The organism is Halomonas nitroreducens, from assembly GCF_003966155.1.
GTDB classification, from domain to species: domain Bacteria; phylum Pseudomonadota; class Gammaproteobacteria; order Pseudomonadales; family Halomonadaceae; genus Halomonas; species Halomonas nitroreducens.
This window is the reverse complement of the sequence record NZ_RXNS01000002.1, coordinates 251,260-272,226: the sequence shown is the minus strand read 5'-3', so window position 1 is coordinate 272,226 and position 20,967 is coordinate 251,260. Positions and strand designations below refer to the sequence as shown.

Here is a 20,967-nt window from a genome sequence, read left to right as displayed (position 1 = left end):
CTCCGCTGGTGAATGCCGGCCCTCCTAGGGGACATCCGTCTGCGCCAGGTAACCATGCCGGGCGTGGAAGCGTCGCAGTTCGTGTGCTTGCGGCGCCTGGCCGGTGAAGATCTCGACATAGGTGGGCATGCGCCGCATGCGAACCTCGAGGGGTTCCTGGGTGTTCATCGAGATATAGCCGATCTGGGTCAGGTAGATGGTGCGCCCCCGCACATTGGCGGCCAGCGCCTCAAAGCCGTGTCGCACGAACATGCGTGTCAGTGCCTCGAGGCGGGCCTCGTCGGCGGCGTCGATCTGGCTTGCCACCTCGTGCGACTGCAGGGCCCAGCTGCGTATCGCGAATTCCAGCTGCGAGTCGAACAGCTCGGGGTCCATCCAGCAGTCGAAGACGTTGAGAGTCGCTTCCACGATGCTCTCGGCATAGGCCTCGGTCTGCTGCACCAGGCCAGGTGTATTCTTCTGGCGCCAGCGGTCGATCAGGGCGTCCAGCAGCGCCTCGCGGTCCTTGAAGAACCAGTAGAAGCTGGTGCGTGAGACGTTGAGCCGCTTGGCCAGCGGCAGGATTCGCACGCTGTCCACACCGGACTCGAGCAGCAGCGCGAAGGCTGCGTCGAGCCAGGCCTCACGGGAACCTTTCCATTTGCTGTCGTGGGTCTCGGCGGGGGGCATCGAGGGGGCTCCGGTCCCGGGAAGCAGCGCGGCCGGGGTGGCGCTGACCAGAAGCGGAGAGTACATCAGTGTCGAGTTTATGTACATCCAGCCGGTTGAATGTGCCAGGGCCCGGCGTGTGCCGGGCCCTGGTCCTTTGCAAGGCAGGCTGCGGGGGTCAGGCCTCGAGCACCGGCTCACGCGTGTCGCGGCTGTCCCCGGCCGAGGTGTTCAGATCCTGGCCACTGTGGTGGTCCAGGTCGGCGTCCGCCGGGCGGGCCTGGGGCGGCAGCATGGCCGCCGCCATGGGTTCGCGACGCAGGGTGCGGTAGAGGCTCAGCGTCATCACCAGGATGAAGACGGCAATCGGCAGCCCGGCGATGATCGAGGCAGTCTGGATCGTCTTGAGGCCGCCGGCATAGAGCAGGGCCCCGGCGATGCAGCCGATCACCAGGCCCCAGATCACGCGGATCGGCTGGGGCGGTTCGGGACTGCCGACGCTGTCCAGGGTGCACAGTACCAGGGTGCCGGAGTCGGCCGAGGTGATGAAGTAGGTCGCCAGCAGCAGCACCGCCAGGATCGACAGCAGGCTGCCCAGGGTGCCCGGGTCCAGGGCATCGAACAGGGTGAACAATGCCAGGGTGGTGTCCTCCTGGGTGGCCTGGAGCACGGCCCCGCCAGCGAATTCGGCATCGGCTGCCACCGCGCCCTCGGCCACGGCCTGCTCATGGGCCTGGCGCGCCTGCTGCTCTTCGAACAGGGCACTGCCGCCGAATACCGCCATCCACACGAAGGTCACCAGGGTCGGTACCAGCAGCGCGCCGCCGATCAGTTCGCGAATGGTGCGGCCCCGGGAAATGCGGGCGATGAACATGCCGACGAAGGGCGCCCAGGTCATCCACCAGGGCCAGTAGAAGGCGGTCCACCAGTTCTGCCAGCCACTGTCGGCATTGGCATCGCTCCACAGGCTCATGCCGATCAGGTTGTCGGCATAGTCGCCGGTGCTCTGCAGCAGGGTGTTGAGGATGTAGCGGGTCGGCCCGATGGCCAGCACGATGGCCACGATGACCACCGACAGCAGCATGTTCCACTCGGACAGTCGGCGAATGCCGCGGCCGACGCCGGACATCACCGAGGCGATGGCGAACAGGGTGATCACCGCGATCATGGCGAGTTGGACACCGATGCCGTTGCTCACCCCGAAGACGTTATTGAGGCCGCTGTTCATCTGGATCACCCCCAGGCCCAGCGACTGGGAGACGCCGAAGGCAGTGATCGCCACGGTGAGGATGTCCACCGTGTGGCCGATGGGACCGTAGATGCGCTCGCCGATGAACGGATAGAGGATCGAGCGCAGCGTCAGCGGCAGGCCCTTGCGGTAGGAGAAGTAGGCCAGTGCCAGGGCCACGATGATGAACATCGCCCAAGGGTGCAGGCCCCAGTGGAAGAAGGTCAGGCGCATGGCCATGCCGGCGGCCGCATCACTCATGCCCTCGGTGAAGGGGTTGTCGGCGTAGTGCCACATGGGTTCGGCTACCGACCAGAAGATCAGGCCGATGCCCATGCCACCCGAGAACAGCATGCTGACCCAGGACAGGAAGCTGAACTCGGGGCGCTCGCCGTCCTGGCCCAGGCGGATATGCCCGAAGCGGCTGACCATCAGATAGAGCAGGAAGGCCAGCACGGCGCTGACCAGGCTGAGGTAGAACCACTTGGCGTTGTCGAGGACGGTCGTCGACACGTCCTGGAAGATCGCGCCGGCCTTCTCGGCCAACACGGCGCAGAAGATCACGAAGCCGATGACCAGCACCTTGGAGGCGATGGTCACCGTGGGGTTGAGGCCCTTGAACAGGCCACTGTCTGAGCGCATGGCGTCACTCTCGGTTGTTATTGATCATGAAGGCGTCGGGGAAGGGACCACGCGGATCCGATGCGCAGCCTGAAAGGAAGGGGGGGAGTAAGCAACGTATTTTTTGTCATCGATTCATGAGTTTTTCTCACTCCATAAAGAATCGATAACACCGCATTTTCATGACGGGCCGCCAAGGATAACGCAGCTTTCTCGGATTCTCCATTCGTCTAATAGATGAGCTTTAATCATCGGTTGATGCCGAATCATCGATTGTCGCCACTGCGCGCCGCTCCCAGACTCGCCTCCACCAGCCGGGACTCCCGGTAGGGCCACAACAGATCAGAAACCGCCCGTTTCCCGTGAGGAGGCCAACATGACCGACCTGACCCAATCCCTGATTCCCGCCCGCCAGCTCGACGACGTGCTCGCCCCCATCGAGGAGGCCACCGGCATGCCCAACGCGGCCTATGTCAGCGAGGCCTTCTTCGCCGCCGAGCGCGACCGCCTGATGGCCAGCACCTGGGCCTGCGTCGGCTTCGCCAGCGACCTGGTCAAGAATGGCTACGTCAAGCCGGTCGACTTCATGGGCCTGCCGCTTCTGATGATGCGCAACAAGGATGGCGAGACCCAGGTCTTCCATAACGTCTGCAGCCATCGCGGCATGCAGCTGGTGGCCGAAGAGGGCGAAGTGCAGGGCGTGATCCGCTGCCCCTACCACTCCTGGACCTATGACCTGAACGGCAACCTGCGTGGCACGCCGCACATCGGCGGCGTCGGCCAGCACAAGGTCGACAGCTTCAAGTGCGAGAAGCATGGCCTCAAGCCGATCCGCAGTGCCGTCTGGATGGACATGGTGTTCGTCAACCTCGATGGTCAGGCTCCCGAGTTCGCCGAGCATGTGGCCCCGCTGGAGAACCGCTGGCGCGACTTCGTCGGCGCCGAGGGCTTTGAGCTGCTGCGTCGCGTCAATATGGGCGGCAACCTCGAGATCACCGTCAACTGCAACTGGAAGCTGGCGGTGGAGAACTACTGCGAGAGCTACCACCTGCCCTGGGTCCACCCCAGCCTGAACACCTACTCGCGCCTCGAGGACCACTACAACATCCAGTTCGGCGAGCACTTCTCCGGACAGGGCAGCCTGGCCTATCGCCTCTCCGACGTGGCCGGCACCCGCCTGCCCAAGTTCCCCTCCTGGCCGAAGGACAAGATGGAACACGCCGAGTACGTGTCCTTCTTCCCCAACGTGCTGCTTGGCATCCAGGCCGATCATGCCTTCGCGATGATGCTCGAGCCGGTCTCCGCCGGGCAGACCGTGGAGCACCTGCGCGTCTACTACGTGGGCGACGAGGCCACCCAGGACGCCTATGCGGCCTGCCGCACCTCCACCCTGGAGTCCTGGCGGGTGGTGTTCGGCGAGGACATCGGTGCCGTCGAGGGCATGCAGCGCGGCCGTCAGTCCCCGGGCTTCCAGGGCGGCGTCTTCTCGCCGGTGCTGGATCACCCGACGCACTTCTTCCACCAGTGGGTGGCACGTCGCGTGCGCGGCGATGCCGAGGCCGCCTGATCCCCGGGTCTTGCCCGAAACATCGCTTCTGGAGTTCCCCCTGATGAGCACGCTTGACCGCTACTACAACTACATCGACGGCGCCTGGACGGGCGCCGACACCTGGCTGGTGGTCGCCGATCCGGCCACCGACGAGGCCTACGCCGAGATCGCCGAGGCGGGCCTCGAGGATGCCGACGCGGCCATGGCCGCGGCCCGCCGCTGCGTGGACTCGGGTGCGTTGACCTCGGTGCGGCCGGCCCAGCGGGTCACCTGGCTGCTGGCGATCGCCGAGGAAATCAAGGCGCTGACCGACGAGGCGGCCCTGGTGCTGTGCCGCGAGAACGGCAAGTCCCTGGACGTGGCCCGCGGCGAGTTCGAGGAGGCCGCCCGCTACTTCGAGTACTACGCCGGCATGGCCGACAAGATCGAGGGCACCTCGATCCCGCTGGGCGACGACTACGTCGACTTCACCAGCTATGAGCCCATGGGGGTGTCGGTGCAGATCGTGCCCTGGAACTTCCCGCCGTCGATCTGCGCCCGTTCCCTGGCCCCGGCGCTGGCCGCCGGCAACGCCGTGGTCATCAAGTCGCCGGAGATCTCGCCGCTGGCGATGACCTTCCTGATGACCGCCTGCGAGCGTGCCGGCCTGCCCCAGGGCGCGGTCAACCTGCTGTGCGGCAAGGGCTCGGTGGTCGGCGCCCACCTGGTCAAGCACCGCGACGCCAACCAGATCGTTTTCACCGGCTCGGTGCCCACCGGCCAGCGCATCCTGCACGATGCCGCCGAGCGCGCCACCCCCAGCGTGATGGAGCTGGGCGGCAAGTCCGCGGCCATCGTGCATGCCGATGCCGATATCGAGCAGGTCGTCGACAGCGTCCAGGCGGGCATCTTCTTCAACGCCGGCCAGGTCTGCTCGGCCATGTCACGCCTGCTGGTACACCGCTCGCGTTACGACGAGGTGGTCGAGCGGGTCCGCGAGCTGGCCGAGGGCCTGTCCCTCGGGCCCGGCGTGGACAACCCGGACCTGACTCCGCTGGTGTCCCGTGACCAGCTCGACCAGGTCGAGGCCATGTGTCGCCGGGCCATCGAGGCCGGGGCGACCTGCGTGACCGGCGGCGAGCGCGTTTCCGGCACTCCTGGTTACTTCATGCAGCCGACCCTGTTCACCGATGTGGCCGTGGATAGCGAGATCTTCCAGGACGAGGTCTTCGGCCCGGTGCTGGTGATCCATCCCTTCGACACCGAGGACGAGGCCGTCGAGCTCGCCAACGGCACCGAGTTCGGCCTGGTGGCCGGCGTCTTCGACGGCCAGCTCGACCGGGCCCTGCGTACCGCGCGGCGCCTGCGCGGCGGCCAGGTGTTCATCAACGAGTGGTTCGCCGGCGGCGTGGAGACGCCCTTCGGCGGCGTGGGCCTCTCCGGCTTTGGCCGCGAGAAGGGCCAGGAAGCGCTCTACAGCTACGTCCAGACCCGCAACATCGCCGTCCGCCTCAAGGGCGCGTGAAGGAGGTCCCGATGAAGAAGTGGCTCTGCATCATCTGCGGCCTGATCTACGACGAGGCGGAAGGCTGGCCGAGCGACGGCATCGCCCCCGGCACCCGCTGGGAGGATGTGCCCGAGGACTGGCTGTGCCCCGACTGCGGCGTGGGCAAGGCGGATTTCGAGATGATCGAGATCACCGATGACGCGCCGGCTGCAGCGGCGCCGGTGAACCCGACGCCCCTGGCCGATGCCGTGGCCGCCCCGGGATCTGCACCGGCCGCGACCCCGGCGGGCCCGCTGGTGATCATCGGCAGCGGCCATGCCGGCTATGGGCTGGCCGAGGCGGTGCGTGCCCGGGATAGCGAGCGGGAGATCCACGTGGTCACCGCCGACGACGGCGGCCTCTACGCCAAGCCGGCGCTGTCCAACGCCCTGGCCCTGGGCAAGGACGCCGAGGCCCTGCTCGACGAGTCGGCGCTGGCCATCGAGCGTCGCCTGAACATCCGGGTGCATGCCTTCTGCCCGGTGCAGCGCCTCGACGCCGAGGCCCGGCGCCTGCATACCCGCCTCGGCGAGCTCGACTACGGCCAGCTGGTGCTGGCTACCGGGGCGAGCCCGATCCGCATCCCGGTGGCGGGCGAGGCGGGCGCGCTGCTCTCGGTCAACGATCGCGGCGACTATCGCGAGATGCGCCGTCGCCTCGACGCCCTGGGACGGCAGGCGCGGGTGGTGATCATCGGCGACGGCCTGATCGGCTGCGAGTTTGCCAATGACCTGGCCCAGGCCGGCCATCGGGTCGAGGTCGTGGGCCTGGCCGACCGGCCGCTGCCGCGGCTGCTGCCCGAGGCGGGCAGCGAGGTGCTGCACGAGGCGCTCTCGGCGTTGGGCGTGGGCTGGTATCTGTCCCGCTCGGTGGCCAGCGTCGCCGAGGAGGGCGATGGCTACCGGCTGACCCTGACCGACGGCAGCGAACTCGCGGCCGACCTGGTGATCAGCGCGGTGGGCCTTGCCCCCAACGTCGAGCTGGCCCAGGCGGCCGGCGTCGACTGCGGGCGCGGCATCCGGGTGGACGATCATCTGGCCACCTCATTGCCGGATGTCTATGCCCTGGGCGACGCCGTGGAGATCGACGGCCAGCTGCTGCCCTACCTGGCGCCGATCAATGCCGGCCTGCGGGCCCTGGCGGCGACGCTGACGGGCACGCCAACGGCAGTCGGCTATCCGCTGATGCCGGTGATGGTCAAGACCCCGGCGGCCCCGGTCTGCGTGGTGGTACCCCCGGCCGAGGTCCAGGTGAACTGGCGGGTCGATGCCACCGGTGATGGCATCGAGGCCGGCGCCTACGATCCCAGCGGCCGGCTGCTGGGCTTCGCCCTGGTGGGCGAGGCGGCCATGGCCCGGCGCAGCGACTGGGTGAAGGCATGCGGTCAATCGCAGGCCGCCTGATACCGCCGACACGACACGCGGCGCCCGTCGGGCGCCGCCTTCTTCCGAACCGCCGGCCTGGCCGGCGATGACGTCGCGCCCCGGCGCGGCGGAGGTCCAGGATGTCACAAGCAACCCTTCCCCGTGACGACAAGTGCAACGGCTGGTACCAGCTGCTCGACGCCCCGGCCCCGGCGCGTCGTCTCAATGCTCGCGAGACCGCCGACTGGCTGGTGATCGGTGCCGGCTTCACTGGCCTGGCCGCGGCCCGGCGCGTCGCCGAGCTGCGGCCCTTTGATCGTGTGGTGCTGCTCGAGGCCCTGCGGGTGGGCCAGGGCGCCTCCGGGCGCAACACCGGCTTCGTCATCGACCTGCCCCACAAGCGCGATCTCGAGGGCGACGACCTGGCGCGCAAGCAGAAGCTGCTGTCGCTCAACCGTGCCGCGGTCGACGACCTGGAGACCCTGGTCCAGCGCCACGACATCGACTGCGGCTGGTCCCGGGCCGGCAAGTACCAGGGCGCGGTGGGCGAGCGGGGCCTCAAGTACCTCGACCATTTCGAGACCCTGCTGAAGGACTTCGACTATCCCTATCGGCGCCTGGAGCGCGACGAGCTGGCGCCGATCCTCGGTACTCGCCACTACGCCGCGGCCATCTACACGGCCAATACCGCTCTGATGCAGCCCGCCGCCCTGGTGCGTGGTCTCGGCGAGACCCTGCCGGACAATGCCGAGCTCTACGAGCACACCCCGGTGGTCAACCTGACCCGCTCGAGCGGCCAGTGGTGTGCCACCACGCCGGAAGGCGAGGTGCGCGCCACCAAGTTGCTGCTGGGCTCCAACATCTATGCCCAGGAGTTCGGCTTCCTCAAGCACCGGATGCTGCCGGTGATGACCTTCGCCAGCATGACCCGGGAACTGACCGATGAGGAGATGGCGCTGTTCTCCGCCGCGCCCCATCACTTCGGCCTGACGCCGGCCGACCATGCCGGCACCACGGTCCGGCTGACCCCGGACCGGCGGCTGATCATCCGCAACCAGTACCGCTTCGTGCCGCGCTACCACGACGACCTGGCCGAACGGACCCGGATCCGCCAGGGGCACCGGGACTCTTTCGAGGCGCGCTACCCGGAACTCGCCCAGGTGCCCTTCACCGCCACCTGGGGTGGGGCCTGCGGGCTGTCGCGCAACTACACCGCCTTCTTCGGCAAGGTCGGCGACAATGCCTGGATGTCCGGTGTCCACCAGAGCGTCGGCGCGGCCCGGGGCACCATCTCAGGCAAGCTGCTGGCCGAGCTGGCCACCGACCAGGACTCCGGCCAGCTGGCCGACATGCTGGCGGTCTCCGGCAAACCGGCGCTCAATCCGCCGGAGCCCTTCCTGAGCCTCGGCGTGAAGACGCGCATGAGGCAGGCGGCGTGGGCCAGTCGCAGCGAACTCTAAGCTGAAACGGTTTGCGCTCGGCAATACGGCGTTAAAAATCGGTTCGTGCGCGAGCCCGGTCAAGCTGCTCATTTACGGCTCGTAGACTCCGCTTTTGACTCGCGACATCCATGTCGCTCGCTCTTCGAGCAGCGGAGCTGACCAAATCGGCGGTCCTGCCGATTTGTCGCCGATTTTTGCCTTGTCTTGCCTTCGCTCGACGACGTTTCAGTCCTCACACGGAATGACGGTGGCTTGTTGCTGGTCACTCGTCGCCGTTTTCATTGATCAAGGACACCAATTGGCATGAGCGATACCCCCATCCGCGCCATCAAGTTCGACCATCGCGACACCCAGTTCCGCCATCGCGGCGGGCCGCCCGGCCACGCCGAGATCGGCCGCACCGTGGACACCAGCCTCAGCGAGACCATGGGCGCCGGCTTCGCCCGCTGGGAGGGGGCCGAGGTGGCCTGGACGCTGCTCTACGACGAGGTGATCTTCGTCATCGAGGGCGAGCTCGAGGTCACCGCTGCCGGCGAGACCCATCGCGTGACTCCCGGCCAGATGCTGTGGATCCCCGAGGGCACCGAGCTGGTCTACGGCGGCCAGGCGCTGTTCGGCTATGCCCTCTATCCGGGGAACTGGAAGGCCCTGCACGGGCTGGCATAGCCCCGGCCACCTCAGGGGCCCGGGCCGGCCGGACGCCACTTCTGGATGCGCTCGTTGCCGAAGTCGGCGACGAAGACGCTGCCGTCCGGGGCCACGTCGATGGCGATCGGGTGGCGGAAGCGGCCGGGCTCTCGGCCGGTCTCGCCGAAGGCGCTCAGGAAGTCCCCTTCCGGCGAGAAGACCTGGATGCGGTGATTGTAGAAATCGGCCACGAAGACCCGGCCCGCCGGCCCCACGGCGATGCCGGTGACGGTGGCGAACCAGCCGTTGAAGGGGCCGTGGATGTTCCTGGCGAAGGGGCCGCCCCACTTGGTCAGGAGGTCGCCGTCGGGGCCGAAGGCCTGGACCCGGTCGTTGTAGCCGTCGGCCACGTAGAGGCTGCCGTCGTCGGCGACGGCCACATCGGTGGGATAGCCGAACTCGCCGGCCGCGCTGCCGCTCTCTCCCGTGTTACCCCACTGGCGCACGAAGGAGCCGTCCGGGGCGAGGCGTTGGACGCGGTGGTTGTAGAAGTCCACGACGATCACATCGCCGTCGGCCGTCACGTCGACGCCCCCCGGGGCATCGAAGCGTCCCGGCCCGTCGCCGGCCGCGCCAAGGGTGCGCCGCGGGGTGCCGTCGAGGGAAAAGACCTGGACGCGGTCGTTGAAGTAGTCGGCCACGTAGAGTTCGTCGGCGTGCAGGCTCAGGTTCATGGGGCGGCCGAGCTCGCCGGGCGCCGCGCCGGAGGTGCCGAACTCGCGCCGGAAGCGGCCCGCATGATCGAAGACCTGGATGCGCCCGTTGCGGGCGTCGGCGACGAACACTTCCTCCGCGGTCACGGCGATGCCGGTGGGATCGTCGAACTCGCCGGGGCCGTCGCCCGGGCTTCCCCAGGCCGTGACGAACTCGTGGCCCGGCTCCTGGGCCGAGGGTACGAAGGCGGCGAAGAACAGCAGCACCAGCAGCGCGAGGCCCAGGGCGACGAGGATCAGCGAGCGGGCCATGAACGATCTCCCTAGAAGTTGACACGAACACCGGCGCGCAGGATGGCGTCGTCCTCCGGCGCCGAGCCGTCGAGGTCCTGCACGATGGGCAGTTGGACGATGCCCTCGATCACCCAGCGTCGGGTGACGTATTGCAGTCCCGGGGAAAGGAACAGCCGGGTGCCTCCCGAATCGGGGGTCGCCTTCCCCTGGAGCTCATCGGGATCTCGGTGGATCAGGTTCGCCTCCAGGACGCCGTAGAGGAAGCCGGGCACGCCGCCGGTCAGCGCCCGGGGCCAGAGGCGGTACTGGGCGGCGCCATCCAGGCGGGCCATGTCGCCGAAGGCGAAGCCGTCGGCCTCGGTGTTGGCCTGGTAGGCGACCTGGGCGTCGAGCTCGAGGTCCAGGGTCTGGTAGGTGACGACCAGACCGGCGAAGGGGTCCCAGGCGCCGGAGCCCGGTTGCAGGGGGCGCGGCAGCTGCCCCAGGGCATCCCGGTCGTCGTCCCGGCCCGTGGGCGTCTCGAGGCCCAGGTAGGGGGCGATGCGCAGGGTCCGGCCGGGGGCGTCGTGGCGATAGAGGGTATAGCGCGCCCACAGCCTCAGGTCCCCGAGGCCGTCGCTGCCGCGCTGGATGCCGTCGGCCGTGAGGCGCTTGTCCAGGTAGGGCAGGGCGCCGAAGAGGGTCAGGTCGCGGCTGGCGCCGTAGCCGAGCAGGGTGACCGCGCCGCTGACCTCCAGGTCGCGGCCGTTGCCGCCGGCCTCGCGGTGGAGGAACTGCTGGCGCAGCACGCCATTGCCCTCCGCCACCGGCAGGGCGGTGCCGAAGGTCTGGGCGCCGCCCTGGGCCACGGCGGGGAGCAGGAGGGCCAGGGACACCAGCCAGGCCACCGGCTGAGCGGATGCGAGGGGGGACATGGCGGGGCCTCCTCAGGGGGTGCCGGCGTCCAGCGCCGTGAAGTCACCCAGGGTGAAGCCGGCCCGGTCCACCGCCATGGCCGCCTGAGGCGCCGCGAGCGTGCGGCCGTCGTCCATGGTGACAATCACCGCGCCTTCGGCGATATCGATCTCGACCCCTGCCACCCCGTCGAGCGCCAGGATCCGCTTCTCGATGCCGTAGGCGCAGAAGGGGCAGGCCAGGCCGTCGACCTCGAGGCGGTAGCGGGGGCCGGCGGCGTATGCCGATGCCGCAAGAAGCATGATGCTGACGACCAGCATCGGCCGACGGAAGCGTTGGTGCATGTGTCCTCCCCGGGGCGTGATCCCCTAGCCGCGTCACCCTGCACAGCAGGATAGCCGTGAGACATCCTGGCGGAACGTCTGGGCGCAGAGCTTGAGCCCTTCCACCATGGTCAGGTAGGGGAAGAGCTCGTCGGCGATCTCCTGCACGGTCATCCGCGCGCGCAGGGCCATCACCGCCGTCTGGATCAGCTCTCCGGCTTCCCCGCAGACGGCCTGCACGCCGAGCAGACGCCCGCTGTCGCGTTCGGCGACCAGCTTGATGAGGCCCCGGTCGTCGAAATTGACCAGGCCGCGGGGCACGGCATCCAGCGTCAGGGTGCGACTGTCCGTGACCAGGCCGCGCTGCCTGGCCGCGTCTTCCGTCAGGCCGACGGTGGCGACCTGGGGGGCGGTGAAGATCACCTCGGGCACGGCGGACAGGTCCAGCCGCATCTCGCCGCCGGTCATGTTGACGGCCGCGCGGCTTCCCCCGGCGGCGGCGACATAGACGAATTGCGGCTGGTCGGTGCAGTCGCCGGCGGCGTAGAGGCCGGGCACGCTGGTGCGCAGCCGGTCGTCCACGATGATGGCGCCGCGTCGCGTCTCCACGCCGATGGCTCCCAGGTTCAGCCCCTCGGTGTTGGGGGTGCGACCGGTGGCGATCAACACCTGGTCGACGCGGAGGGCTCCAGCGTCGGTGTCGAGCACGAACTTCCCCTCATCATGGTCGACCCGGTGGGCCTGGGTGTCCCGCCGGATCTCGATGCCCTCGCCTTGGAAGGTGGCCTCGAGGGCCTCGCCCACCGCCGGGTCCTCCCGGGAGAGCAGCCGGCTGCGGGCCAGGATCGTCACCCGGCTGCCCAGCCGGGCGAAGGCCTGGGCCAGCTCCACCGCCACCACCGAGGCGCCGATCACCACCAGCCGTGACGGGATCGTGGCGCTGGCCAGGGCGGTGGTAGAGGTCCAGTAGGGCGTCTCGGCGAGTCCCGGCAGTGGCGGGATGGCGGGGCGAGCGCCGCTGGCGATCAGGGCTCGGTCGAAAGTCACGAGTCGTGCGTCGCCGTCGTCCCGGCGCACGCTCAGGGTATGGGTATCGACGAGGCTCGCCTCGCCGTGCAGTACCCGGATGGTCGGGGTGTCGGCGAGGATGCCGGCGTACTTGGCGTGGCGCAGGGCCTCGACCCGGCCCTGCTGCCGGGCGTGCAGGCGAGCGGCATCGATCGCCGGATCGGCGGCCGTCACGGCGTCGTCGAAGGGGCTCGCCCGGCGCAGTCGGGCGATATGGGCAGCGCGGATCAGGATCTTGGAGGGCACGCAACCGACGTTGACACAGGTGCCACCGAGGGTGCCGCGCTCGATCAGGGTGACCCGGGCGCCGCGCTCGGCGGCCTTCAGGGCCGCGGCCATGGCGGCGCCGCCGCTGCCGATGATGGCGATATGCCGTTTCACTTCCGTCATGGCGCTACTCCGGTGGTGGCCGGCGGGCCGACTGGGGTCGGCGCCGCAGGGCATAGAGGGTCAGGGTGATGAAGCCGGCCAGCGCCGGCAGCAGGACCAGGTCGAGGTAGCCGGTCAGCGCCGCCAGGCCCACCGCGCCGAGCAGGACGACGAGGGCCGGGGTGAAGCAGCACAGCGCCACCACCAGGGTGCCGATCACCCCCAGGCGCAGCAGCTTGTCGGGACGCTTCACGGTCACTCCTGGGGCGAGGCCGGATAGCCCGCGCCGGCCGCGGCCTGGAGCAGGGCCTCGAGGCCGGTGAGCTCGTCGTCATAGGTCACCACCGCCTCGCGGTCCTCGAAGCTGGCCTCAACCCTGGTCACGCCCTCGACCCGGGAGAGGGCCGTCTTCACCGTGATCGGGCAGGCGGCGCAGGTCATGCCGGGCACGTCGAGCGTCACGGTTCGGGGGGCCGCCCAGGCCAGCGGGGTCAGGGTGGCACCGGCGAGCAACAGGATGGCGAGTCGTCTCATCAGGGATCTCCGCATCAGTAGAGGAGGGCCAGGGCATAGGGGAAGACCAGGGCCACGACCACCAGCGCCGCGACCAGCCAGAACAGCCCCCGGTAGGCTCGTCGGACGCGCGGCAGGGCGCAGGGGACGTCGCCCCCGCAGGCCGGCGCCGGGCGATAGAGCCCTCGCCAGGCGAAGCACAGCGCCACCAGCGCCACGCCGAGAAAGAGGGGGCGGTAGGGCTCGAGGCGGGTCAGGTTGCCGATCCAGGCCCCGGAGACGCCCAGGCCGACCAGCACCAGGGGGCCCAGGCAACAGCCGGAGGCAAGGATGGCAGCCAGGCCGCCCGTGGCCAGGGCGCCCCGCCCCCGCGTCTTGTCCGGCATGGCGATCGCTCCTCCTCGGGCCGGTCATTGATAGACTAAGGTTAAGTCCGTAGTCGAGTACGGAAGCAAGCCTGATGCGCGAGAACCGCAAGACCCTGACCATCGGGGGCCTGGCCAAGGCCGCTGGCGTCCATGTCGAGACCATCCGCTACTACCAGCGGCGGGGATTGCTGAGGGTGCCGGAGCGCCCGGTGGGCGGCATCCGGCGTTATGGCCGGCGGGACCTGGAGCGCCTGGGCTTCGTGAGGGCCGCGCAGCGTCTGGGCTTCAGCCTGGACGAGGTCGCCGAGCTGTTGCACCTGGACGATGGCCTTCACTGCGACGAGGCCAGTGCCCTGGCCGAGCGGAAGCTCGCGGAAGTGCGGGAGAGGATCGCCGACCTGAGACGGATCGAGCGGGTCCTGGCCGAGCGGGTGCGGGCCTGCCGGGCCCGGGAGGACAACCCCGATTGCCCCTTGATCGCGTCACTCCACGGTGAGGGGATAGGGCAAAGGCGCGAGTGACGCCACTGGCCCGCCGACCGAGTGACCCCGGGCAGCAGGCACTCAAGACGGGCGAGTGACGTAGCGGGCCTCAAGGTAGGCCTCAAGGCCCGCGCGACCGAGCTCGCGGCCGATGCCGCTGCCCTTCATGCCGCCCCAGCCGAGCCCCGGCGGGGCCACCTGGTGGGTGTTGCACCAGACGTTGCCGGCGGTGAGCCGCCCGGCCAGGGCCTCGGCGCGTGCCGGGTCGCCGGCCACCACGCTGGCGGCGAGGCCGAAGTCGCTGTCGTTGGCCATCGCCACCGCCGCCTCGTCGTCCCGGAAGGAACGCGAGCAAAGCACCGGGCCGAAGATCTCCTCCCGCCACAGCCGGCTGTCGACGGGCACGTCGCGGAACACCCGCGGGGCGACGAAGTGGCCGTGATGGGGCAGCGCGATCCGGACTTCCGTGGTGGGCGCGAGTCCCTCGGCCTCGGCCGTCGCCAGGAAGCCGGCCACCCGGTCGCGCTGGGCGGCGTTGACCAGCGGGCCCAGGGTGGTGGCCGCGTCCAGCGGGTCGCCGGCCACCAGTTCGGCGACGGCCGCGTCCAGCCGGGCATGCAGGGCCTCGGCGACCGCCTCGTGGACCAGCAGCCGCGAGGTGGCCGAGCACATCTGCCCGGCGTTGTAGCAGAAGCCGGCCAGCACCAGCTCCGCCGCCAGGTCGAGGTCGGCATCCTCGGTGACCAGTATCGGCGACTTGCCGCCGAGCTCCAGGGAGACGTTGCGGATGCCCCGGGCGGCGGCTGCCATCACCGCCTCGCCCACCGGGGTGCTGCCGGTGAAGGAGAGCTTGTCGACGCCGGGATGGGCGGTGAGCGGAGCACCCACCTGTTCACCGTCGCCGTGCACCAGATTGACGACGCCCGGCGGCAGGCCGATCGCCAGGGCAATCTCGGCCAGCGCCTGTTCGGGCAGTGGGGTGACCTCCGAGGGCTTGAAGACCACCGTGCAGCCAGCAGCCAGCGCCGGCGCGAGCTTCCAGGCGCTGCTGACCAGCGGGAAGTTCCAGGGGGTGATCAGCCCGGCCACGCCCACCGGATCCTGGTAGCGCCGCGAGAGCAGCCCCGTCTCGCCGGTCGCCACGGCCTCGCCCTGACGCGCGTCCAGCGCCCGGGCCTCGCCGGCGTAGTGCCGGTAGCAGGCGATGGCATCGCTGAGGTCCTGCTCGGCCTCGGCCCGTGGCTTGCCGTTGTTGCGGCTGGACAGCATGGCGAGCTCGCTGCGGCGCGTTTCGAGGGCGTCGGCCAGGGCATCCAGATAGGCGCCGCGGGCCGCGCCGCCCAGCGCCCGCCAGGCCGGCAGGGCGCGGCGGGCGGCATTCACGGCGGCGTCCACGTCCTCGGCGGCGCCGGCAGTGACCTCGGCGATCACGGCCTCGCGGTAGGGATCGATGACCGCCAGGCGGCGCTCGCCGCGGCTCGCCACCCACTGGTTGTCGATAAACTGATGCATCAGTGCTTGCATGTCGCGGTCTCGACTCGACGAAGGGGCCGCCAGCGGCGACGCGTCGGCTGCATGCCGGGAAAGTGGCGCTCCACCTGGCGCAGCACCAGGGTCAGCACCACCGTCAGGGCCAGGTAGAGGCCGGCGATCAGCATCAGCGGCTCGTAGACCAGGAAGGTCTCGTCGCGAATGATGTTGGCGGCCTGAAGCAGGTCCATCATGGCGATGGTGGAGACCAGCGGCACCGACTTGAGCAGCAGGATCATCTCGCCGGTCAGGGTCGGCAGGCACAGCTGGACGGCCCGCGGCAGCCACAGCCGGGCGAAGACCTGGAAGGGCGTCATCCCGAAGGCGCGGCCGGCCTCACGTTCCCCGGGGGGCACGCTCATCAGCGCCCCGCGCAGGACTTCGCCGGAGTAGGCCCCGACGCTCAAGATGAAGGTCAAGGCACCATAGAAGAAGGGATCGCGCAGCAGCGGCCAGATCACGCTGTCCTGCACGCCGGGGATGCCCTCGAGCAGTCGGCCGACCCCGTAGTAGAAGAAGAACAGCTGCACCAGCAGCGGGGTGCCGCGGATCACGGTGGTGAAGCCCTTGGCCAGCATGGCCAGCGGACGTGGCCCCTTGAGGCGCGCCATGGCGACCGCCACGGCGAGCAGCAGGCCTCCGACGGCGGAGACCGCGAGCAGCCCGAGGGTGTTGATCAGTCCTTCGATCAGGTACTCCTGATAGAAAGGGTCCTGGAGCCAGGAAAAGTCCATCTCAGACCTCCTCGCGCAGTGGCTGGCCGCGCCGCACGCGGCGCTCCAGGCGCGTGAACAGCGCGGTGGATGTCAGGGTCATGGCCAGGTAGATGACGCCGGCGGCGGCGTAGAACAGGAAGTGGGCGCGGGTGCTGGCGGCGGCCTGCTGGACGGTGAAGAACAGTTCACTGAAGCCGATCACGCTGATCAGGGCGGTGTCCTTGATCAGGATCAGCCACAGGTTGGACATGCCGGGCAGGGCATTGGGCAGCATGGCCGGGATGACGATGCGGTGGAAGCGTGTCCAGGCGGAAAAGCCGAAGGCGTCGGCGGCCTCGAGCTGGCCCCTGGGGATGGCCAGGATGGCGCCGCGCAACACCTCGGTCATGTAGGCGCCCTGGACGAAGGCCAGCACGCCCACGGCGGTGACGAAGCCGTTGATGGCGACCTGGCCGGGCAGTCCCAGGGCATTGGTCAGGGCGGTGAGGGCCTGGGAGCCGGCATAGTAGAGCAGGATGATCAGCAGCAGTTCGGGGACCGCCCGCACCGCGGTGGAGTAGACCGTAGCCAGGCCGCGCAGCGGCCCCCAGGGGCTGAGGCGCGCACTGGCGCCGACCAGCCCCAGCAGCAGGCCGATGGCATAGGCCAGCACGGCGATCTCCAGGGTTGTCAGCGCCCCCTGGAGGATGGGGCCGGCCCAGTCGAGCAGGCCCTCTTGGGAAACCTTGTTCATGGGGTATCGCGTCCTTGATGAGACAGGGCGTGACCGGCGGCGGGGATGGCCGCCGGACGAGCGTCGTCGAGGACCGGGCTCAGGTGCAGATGTCGGTACCGAAGTATTCCTCGGAAAGCACGCTGCAGGTGCCATCCTCGCGGACCTCGGTGATGGCGGCGTTGAGGTCGGCTTGCAGGGCGTCGGCGTCCTGGCGGATGCCGATGCCCACGCCCTCGCCGTAGGCCGCATGGCGTGGCGCGGTGGCCTTGATCTCATAGCCCTCGGCTTCGTCGCGCTCGAGGAACTCGGTCATGGCGATCTCGTCGGCGAGGATCACGTCCAACCGGCCGGCCAGCAGGTCGCGGTTGACCTGCTCGGCCTGGTCATAGAGGCGGATGTCGCCGACGGTATCGCGCAGGGCGCTACGCGCGTAGGTGGCGTTGGTGGTGGCGGCCTGTACGCCGATGACCTGCCCGGCCAGGTCCTCGGGGCCGCCCAGCTCCAGGTCGTCGGCGGCCACGAAGGCGCCCGGGGTGAAGTAGTAGGGGTCGCTGAAGTCGATGACCCGCTGGCGCGCCTCGGTGATCGACATGGAATTCATGATCATGTCGATCCGCCCGGCCTTCAGCGAGGGGATGATGCCGCTCCAGCCGGTGGGGGTGATCTCGCAGCGGGCCTCCATGGCCTCGCAGATGGCCATACCCAGCTCGACCTCGAAGCCGGTCCACTCACCCTCGGAAGAGGTATAGGTGAACGGCGGGTAGGGCTCGGCGGAGATGCCGATCTTGAGCGGCTCGGCGGCCTGGGCGGTGGCGGACAGGCCGAGTGCGGCTACGGCGGTCAGGGTGGTCAGGGGACGGTTCATGCAGTTCTCCTTGCTATTGTCGTGTCGTGCAGGGAAAGGGAGAGACGAATCAGGCCGCCGGAGCCACGAAGCGCCGGCAGCGCGGATCCTGGCTCTCCTCGAAGACCTGGCGCGGCGAGCCGGCCTCGCCGACGAAGCCGCGATCGAGGAACACCACCTGGTCGGAAACCTCGCGGGCGAAGGCCATCTCGTGGGTGACCAGCACCATGGTGCGGCCCTCGGCGGCGAGGTCGCGGATCACGCCGAGCACCTCGCTGACCCGCTCCGGGTCCAGTGCCGAGGTGGGCTCGTCGAAGAGCAGCAGGCGTGGCTCCATGGCCAGCGCCCGGGCGATGGCCACCCGCTGCTGCTGCCCGCCGGACAGGTAGGCCGGGTAGCCGTCGCGTTTGTCGGCCAGGCCGACGCGCTCCAGATAGTGCTCGGCGCGCTCGATGGCGCGGCGCCGGGACAGACCCTGGACGCGCATCGGCGCCTCGGTGACGTTGCCCAGCACCGTGAAGTGGGGCCAGAGGTTGAACTGCTGGAAGACCATGCTGACCTTGGCGCGCAGCCGCTGCAGCTGGCGCCGGTCCAGGCCGACGATGTCGCCCTGGGGATTGCGGTCGAAGCGGATCGCCTCATCCGCAATCGCCAGGTCGCCCTGATCGGGGCGCTCCAGCAGGTTCAGGCAGCGCAGCAGGGTGCTCTTGCCCGAGCCGCTGGCGCCGATGATCGAGGTGACGCTGCCCTCGGGGACCTCGAGGGAGACGTCGCGCAGCACCTCGAGGTCGCCGTAGCGCTTGACGAGGTGGCGGGCCTCCACCGCCAGGCGGGGGGAGGCGACGGGGGAGGGGGCTTGGGTCGATGATGTCATGGGCGACTCATTCGATGGTGGACAGGGTGGCGGCCTCGGCGACGCGGGCCAGGCGCCGGCAGGCTGTGGCGAGCCGCGCCTCCTCGACGGTCAGGCTCAGCCGCACGAAGCCGGCGGCGGACGGGCCGAAGGCCTCGCCGGAGAGCACCGAGACGCCCTGCTCGTCGAGCAGGCGGTCGGCGAAGGCCTGGGAGGTCAGCCCGGTGGCGCGCACGTCGATCATCAGGAACATGCCGGCCGCGGGGGGGACGACCTCCACCGCCGGGCAGTCGGCGAGCGCGGCGACCACGGCGTCGCGGCGCGCCCGGTAGGTCTCGCGCATGGCATCGAGCTCGGGCAGGCGCTGCTGGAGGGCGTCGCGGGCGGCGTCCTGGATGAAGTCCGGGCAGCCATAGAGCATGCACAGCGCCAGGTTGCTCAGGTGGCCGACCAGCGCCTCGGGCCCCAGCACCCAGCCCAGCCGCCAGCCGGTCATGGCATGGGACTTGGAGAGGCTGTCGACGACCACGGTACGGCCGGCCATGCCGGGCAGGCCGGCGGCGCAGACGTGCTCGCCCTCGAAGATCAGCTCGGCGTAGACCTCGTCGGAGATCAGCCAGAGATCGTGTCGCCGGCACAGCGCAGCGATGGCCGCCCAGGCCTCGGTGTCGATCAGCTGGCCGGTGGGGTTGTGGGGGCTGTTGAGCAGGATCGCCCGGGTCCGGGGGGTGATCGCCGCCTCGAGGTCGGCCGGATCCAGGCGGAAGCCGGCATCGCCACGCAGCGGAATGTGCACCATGCTCGCCCCGGTGGATTGCAGCACGGCCTCGTAGGTGACGTAGCTCGGCTCGGGGACGAGCACCTCGTCACCCGGGTCGAGCAGGCACTGGGCAGCGGCGTAGAGGCCGCACTGGGCGCCGGCCATGACGATGAGGTTGTCCGGCGTGATGTCCACGCCCCGGGCCCGGTAACGCTCGGCGATGGCCTCGCGCAGGCCCCGTTTGCCCTGGACGTCGGGATAGTGGGTGGCGCCGGCGCGTAGACTGGCCACCGCGCCCTCGACGATCGGTGCCGGGGTGTCGAAGTCCGGGTCGCCCACGGACAGCACGGTGATGTCCTCGCCGGCGGCTCGGCGGGCCAGGGCCCGGTTGTGGATGTCCCAGGCCGCGGCGCCCTCGCCGGCGATTCGGTTGGTCAGTCGGGAATAGCGCATCTCGTTCTCGTTTTCGTCAGGGAATCTCGGGGGCGGCAAGGCGCGCCCGCTCGTCCAGGTCCGGGGCGGCCAGCGCCTCGCGAACCGCGTCTCTTGGGCAGCGTCGCTCACAGGCTGGCCTTCACCGCGCTCAGGCCGTCCTCGCCGCTGCGGGAGGTCACCCCCTCGAGGAAGGCGGCCACGCGCTCGGGGTGGTCGGCCAGCCAGTCGTGGGCCACGGCCTCGAGCTCGCGCTCCTCCAGGCTGTAGGCGCGGATGAACTCGCTCTGCTCGTTGGCGGAGAACACGAACTGGTCGAGCAGGCGCACCAGATTGGGGTTGGCCTCGGCATAGCCCTCGGCGACGATGGTCTTGACGTCGCTGCGGCCGTTGTCGGGGCCGTAGACGCCCTCCGGATCGTCGAGGATGCGGGTATCGTACTCCGGCACCATCCAGTGCGGCGTCCAGCCGTAGAAGGCGATCCAGCGGCCCTCCTCGACGGCGGCCTCCACCTCGGCGAGCATGCCCGGCGTGGAAGAGGGCATGGCCTCCCAGTCCGCGAGCCCGTAGGTGTCGGCCTCGATGGCGCCCTCCAGCATGTCGGTGACCGTGGAGCCGCTCTCGATGCTGTAGACGGCATGGCCGAAGCGCTCGGCGACCTCGGGGCCGGCGAGCTGCTCGGCGTTGGTGATGCCGGCCTCGACCACGTAGCCCGGCACCGCGAAGCCCATGCGGGCGTCGGTGACGTTATTGCCCAGGTCGACGATGGCGCCGGCTTGCATGGCGGCGTCGTAGCTCTCCTGCTGGGCAGGGAGCCAGCCGGCCAGGAAGGCGTCGCTGTCGCCGTTCTGCAGGGTGCTGTAGCCCACCGTGGAGCTCAACTGCTGCTGGCTGGCGGTGTAACCCAGCGGCGCAATGAGCTGGGACAGGATCTCGCTCTTGACGGTCACCCCCGGCCAGGGCGGCACCACCAGGCGCAGCCGGTCGTCGCGGTCGGCGGCCTGGGCGGGGCCGGCCAGGGCCAGGCCGGCGACCAGGGTCAGGGTCTTGTGGTGCGTCTTCATGGATAGACGTCTCCTTGTCAGGGGA

General features: G+C 69.6%; 22 protein-coding genes and 1 pseudogene. 7 read left to right on the top strand and 16 right to left on the bottom strand.

What is annotated here, in order from left to right; genetic code table 11:
- Positions 1–24 precede the first annotated feature (24 nt).
- Positions 25–669 carry a TetR/AcrR family transcriptional regulator gene (locus tag EKG36_RS03120; RefSeq protein WP_126480941.1) on the bottom strand — a complete coding sequence of 215 codons (645 nt, stop codon included), beginning with the start codon at positions 667–669 and terminating at the stop codon, positions 25–27.
- A gap of 157 nt (positions 670–826) precedes the next feature.
- Positions 827–2,518, bottom strand: coding sequence for a BCCT family transporter (locus tag EKG36_RS03115; protein ID WP_126480939.1), 1,692 nt, complete (start codon positions 2,516–2,518; stop codon positions 827–829).
- 355 nt (positions 2,519–2,873) lie between these two features.
- On the opposite strand from EKG36_RS03115, the gene EKG36_RS03110 reads away from it, so the two are divergent.
- The 6 genes and pseudogenes from EKG36_RS03110 (at position 2,874) to EKG36_RS03090 (ending at position 9,043) form a co-directional block, all read left to right on the top strand.
- On the top strand, positions 2,874–4,064 hold the full coding sequence (locus EKG36_RS03110; RefSeq protein WP_126480937.1) for an aromatic ring-hydroxylating oxygenase subunit alpha: 1,191 nt from the start codon (positions 2,874–2,876) through the stop codon (positions 4,062–4,064).
- Positions 4,065–4,107: 43 nt separating this feature from the next.
- The gene (locus EKG36_RS03105) at positions 4,108–5,550 is read left to right on the top strand and encodes an aldehyde dehydrogenase family protein (protein WP_126480935.1); all 1,443 of its coding nucleotides are present in this window, start codon (positions 4,108–4,110) and stop codon (positions 5,548–5,550) included.
- 11 nt (positions 5,551–5,561) lie between these two features.
- A pseudogene (locus EKG36_RS20675) lies at positions 5,562–5,723 on the top strand (rubredoxin); the annotation flags it as partial.
- Positions 5,712–6,974 (top strand): FAD-dependent oxidoreductase, encoded by a 1,263-nt coding sequence (locus EKG36_RS03100; protein ID WP_246007426.1) that lies wholly within the window; start codon positions 5,712–5,714, stop codon positions 6,972–6,974. The pseudogene EKG36_RS20675 and the gene EKG36_RS03100, both read left to right, overlap by 12 nt.
- Before the next feature lie 101 nt (positions 6,975–7,075).
- Positions 7,076–8,395, top strand: coding sequence for an NAD(P)/FAD-dependent oxidoreductase (locus EKG36_RS03095; protein WP_246007417.1), 1,320 nt, complete (start codon positions 7,076–7,078; stop codon positions 8,393–8,395).
- A gap of 285 nt (positions 8,396–8,680) precedes the next feature.
- Positions 8,681–9,043, top strand: coding sequence for a cupin domain-containing protein (locus tag EKG36_RS03090; protein WP_126480931.1), 363 nt, complete (start codon positions 8,681–8,683; stop codon positions 9,041–9,043).
- Positions 9,044–9,054: 11 nt separating this feature from the next.
- On the opposite strand, the gene EKG36_RS03085 is transcribed toward EKG36_RS03090, so the two are convergent.
- The 7 genes from EKG36_RS03085 to merT are packed head-to-tail and all read right to left on the bottom strand — an operon-like array spanning position 9,055 to position 13,564.
- Complete coding sequence (locus EKG36_RS03085; protein ID WP_126480929.1) at positions 9,055–10,029, bottom strand: NHL repeat-containing protein; 975 nt, start codon at positions 10,027–10,029, stop codon at positions 9,055–9,057.
- 11 nt (positions 10,030–10,040) lie between these two features.
- A complete protein-coding gene (locus tag EKG36_RS03080; protein WP_126480927.1) occupies positions 10,041–10,925 on the bottom strand; it encodes a transporter in 885 nt (294 codons plus the stop codon).
- Between the two features lie 12 nt (positions 10,926–10,937).
- Entirely contained in the window at positions 10,938–11,249 is a 312-nt protein-coding gene (locus tag EKG36_RS03075) for a heavy-metal-associated domain-containing protein (RefSeq protein WP_221766034.1), read from the bottom strand.
- 33 nt (positions 11,250–11,282) lie between these two features.
- Positions 11,283–12,686, bottom strand: a complete 1,404-nt coding sequence (gene merA, locus EKG36_RS03070) for a mercury(II) reductase (protein WP_126480925.1) — start codon at positions 12,684–12,686, stop codon at positions 11,283–11,285.
- 4 nt (positions 12,687–12,690) lie between these two features.
- A complete protein-coding gene (gene merF, locus EKG36_RS03065) occupies positions 12,691–12,918 on the bottom strand; it encodes a mercury resistance system transport protein MerF (RefSeq protein ID WP_126480923.1) in 228 nt (75 codons plus the stop codon).
- A 2-nt stretch (positions 12,919–12,920) separates the two neighbouring features.
- Positions 12,921–13,199 (bottom strand): mercury resistance system periplasmic binding protein MerP, encoded by a 279-nt coding sequence (gene merP / locus EKG36_RS03060; RefSeq protein ID WP_126480921.1) that lies wholly within the window; start codon positions 13,197–13,199, stop codon positions 12,921–12,923.
- Positions 13,200–13,213: 14 nt separating this feature from the next.
- Positions 13,214–13,564 (bottom strand): mercuric ion transporter MerT, encoded by a 351-nt coding sequence (merT, locus tag EKG36_RS03055; RefSeq protein WP_126480919.1) that lies wholly within the window; start codon positions 13,562–13,564, stop codon positions 13,214–13,216.
- A gap of 74 nt (positions 13,565–13,638) precedes the next feature.
- Between merT and merR the strand changes: the two genes are divergently transcribed.
- Positions 13,639–14,067 carry a mercury resistance transcriptional regulator MerR gene (merR, locus tag EKG36_RS03050; protein WP_126480917.1) on the top strand — a complete coding sequence of 143 codons (429 nt, stop codon included), beginning with the start codon at positions 13,639–13,641 and terminating at the stop codon, positions 14,065–14,067.
- 42 nt (positions 14,068–14,109) lie between these two features.
- Here merR and EKG36_RS03045 read toward each other — a convergent pair whose 3' ends face one another.
- The 7 genes from EKG36_RS03045 to EKG36_RS03015 all read right to left on the bottom strand — a co-directional run bounded on the left by EKG36_RS03045 (position 14,110) and on the right by EKG36_RS03015 (position 20,942).
- The gene (locus tag EKG36_RS03045; protein WP_126480915.1) at positions 14,110–15,552 is read right to left on the bottom strand and encodes an aldehyde dehydrogenase family protein; all 1,443 of its coding nucleotides are present in this window, start codon (positions 15,550–15,552) and stop codon (positions 14,110–14,112) included.
- Positions 15,540–16,292, bottom strand: a complete 753-nt coding sequence (locus EKG36_RS03040) for an ABC transporter permease (protein WP_126480913.1) — start codon at positions 16,290–16,292, stop codon at positions 15,540–15,542. The genes EKG36_RS03045 and EKG36_RS03040 overlap by 13 nt, the downstream gene beginning before the upstream one ends.
- Before the next feature lies 1 nt (position 16,293).
- Complete coding sequence (locus tag EKG36_RS03035; protein ID WP_126480911.1) at positions 16,294–17,007, bottom strand: ABC transporter permease; 714 nt, start codon at positions 17,005–17,007, stop codon at positions 16,294–16,296.
- A gap of 79 nt (positions 17,008–17,086) precedes the next feature.
- Complete coding sequence (locus EKG36_RS03030) at positions 17,087–17,854, bottom strand: transporter substrate-binding domain-containing protein (protein WP_126480909.1); 768 nt, start codon at positions 17,852–17,854, stop codon at positions 17,087–17,089.
- A 49-nt stretch (positions 17,855–17,903) separates the two neighbouring features.
- Positions 17,904–18,707, bottom strand: coding sequence for an ABC transporter ATP-binding protein (locus EKG36_RS03025; protein WP_126480907.1), 804 nt, complete (start codon positions 18,705–18,707; stop codon positions 17,904–17,906).
- Between the two features lie 7 nt (positions 18,708–18,714).
- The gene (locus EKG36_RS03020) at positions 18,715–19,899 is read right to left on the bottom strand and encodes a pyridoxal phosphate-dependent aminotransferase (RefSeq protein ID WP_126480905.1); all 1,185 of its coding nucleotides are present in this window, start codon (positions 19,897–19,899) and stop codon (positions 18,715–18,717) included.
- Positions 19,900–20,006: 107 nt separating this feature from the next.
- Positions 20,007–20,942, bottom strand: a complete 936-nt coding sequence (locus tag EKG36_RS03015) for a glycine betaine ABC transporter substrate-binding protein (RefSeq protein ID WP_126480903.1) — start codon at positions 20,940–20,942, stop codon at positions 20,007–20,009.
- Between the last annotated feature and the right edge of the window lie 25 nt (positions 20,943–20,967).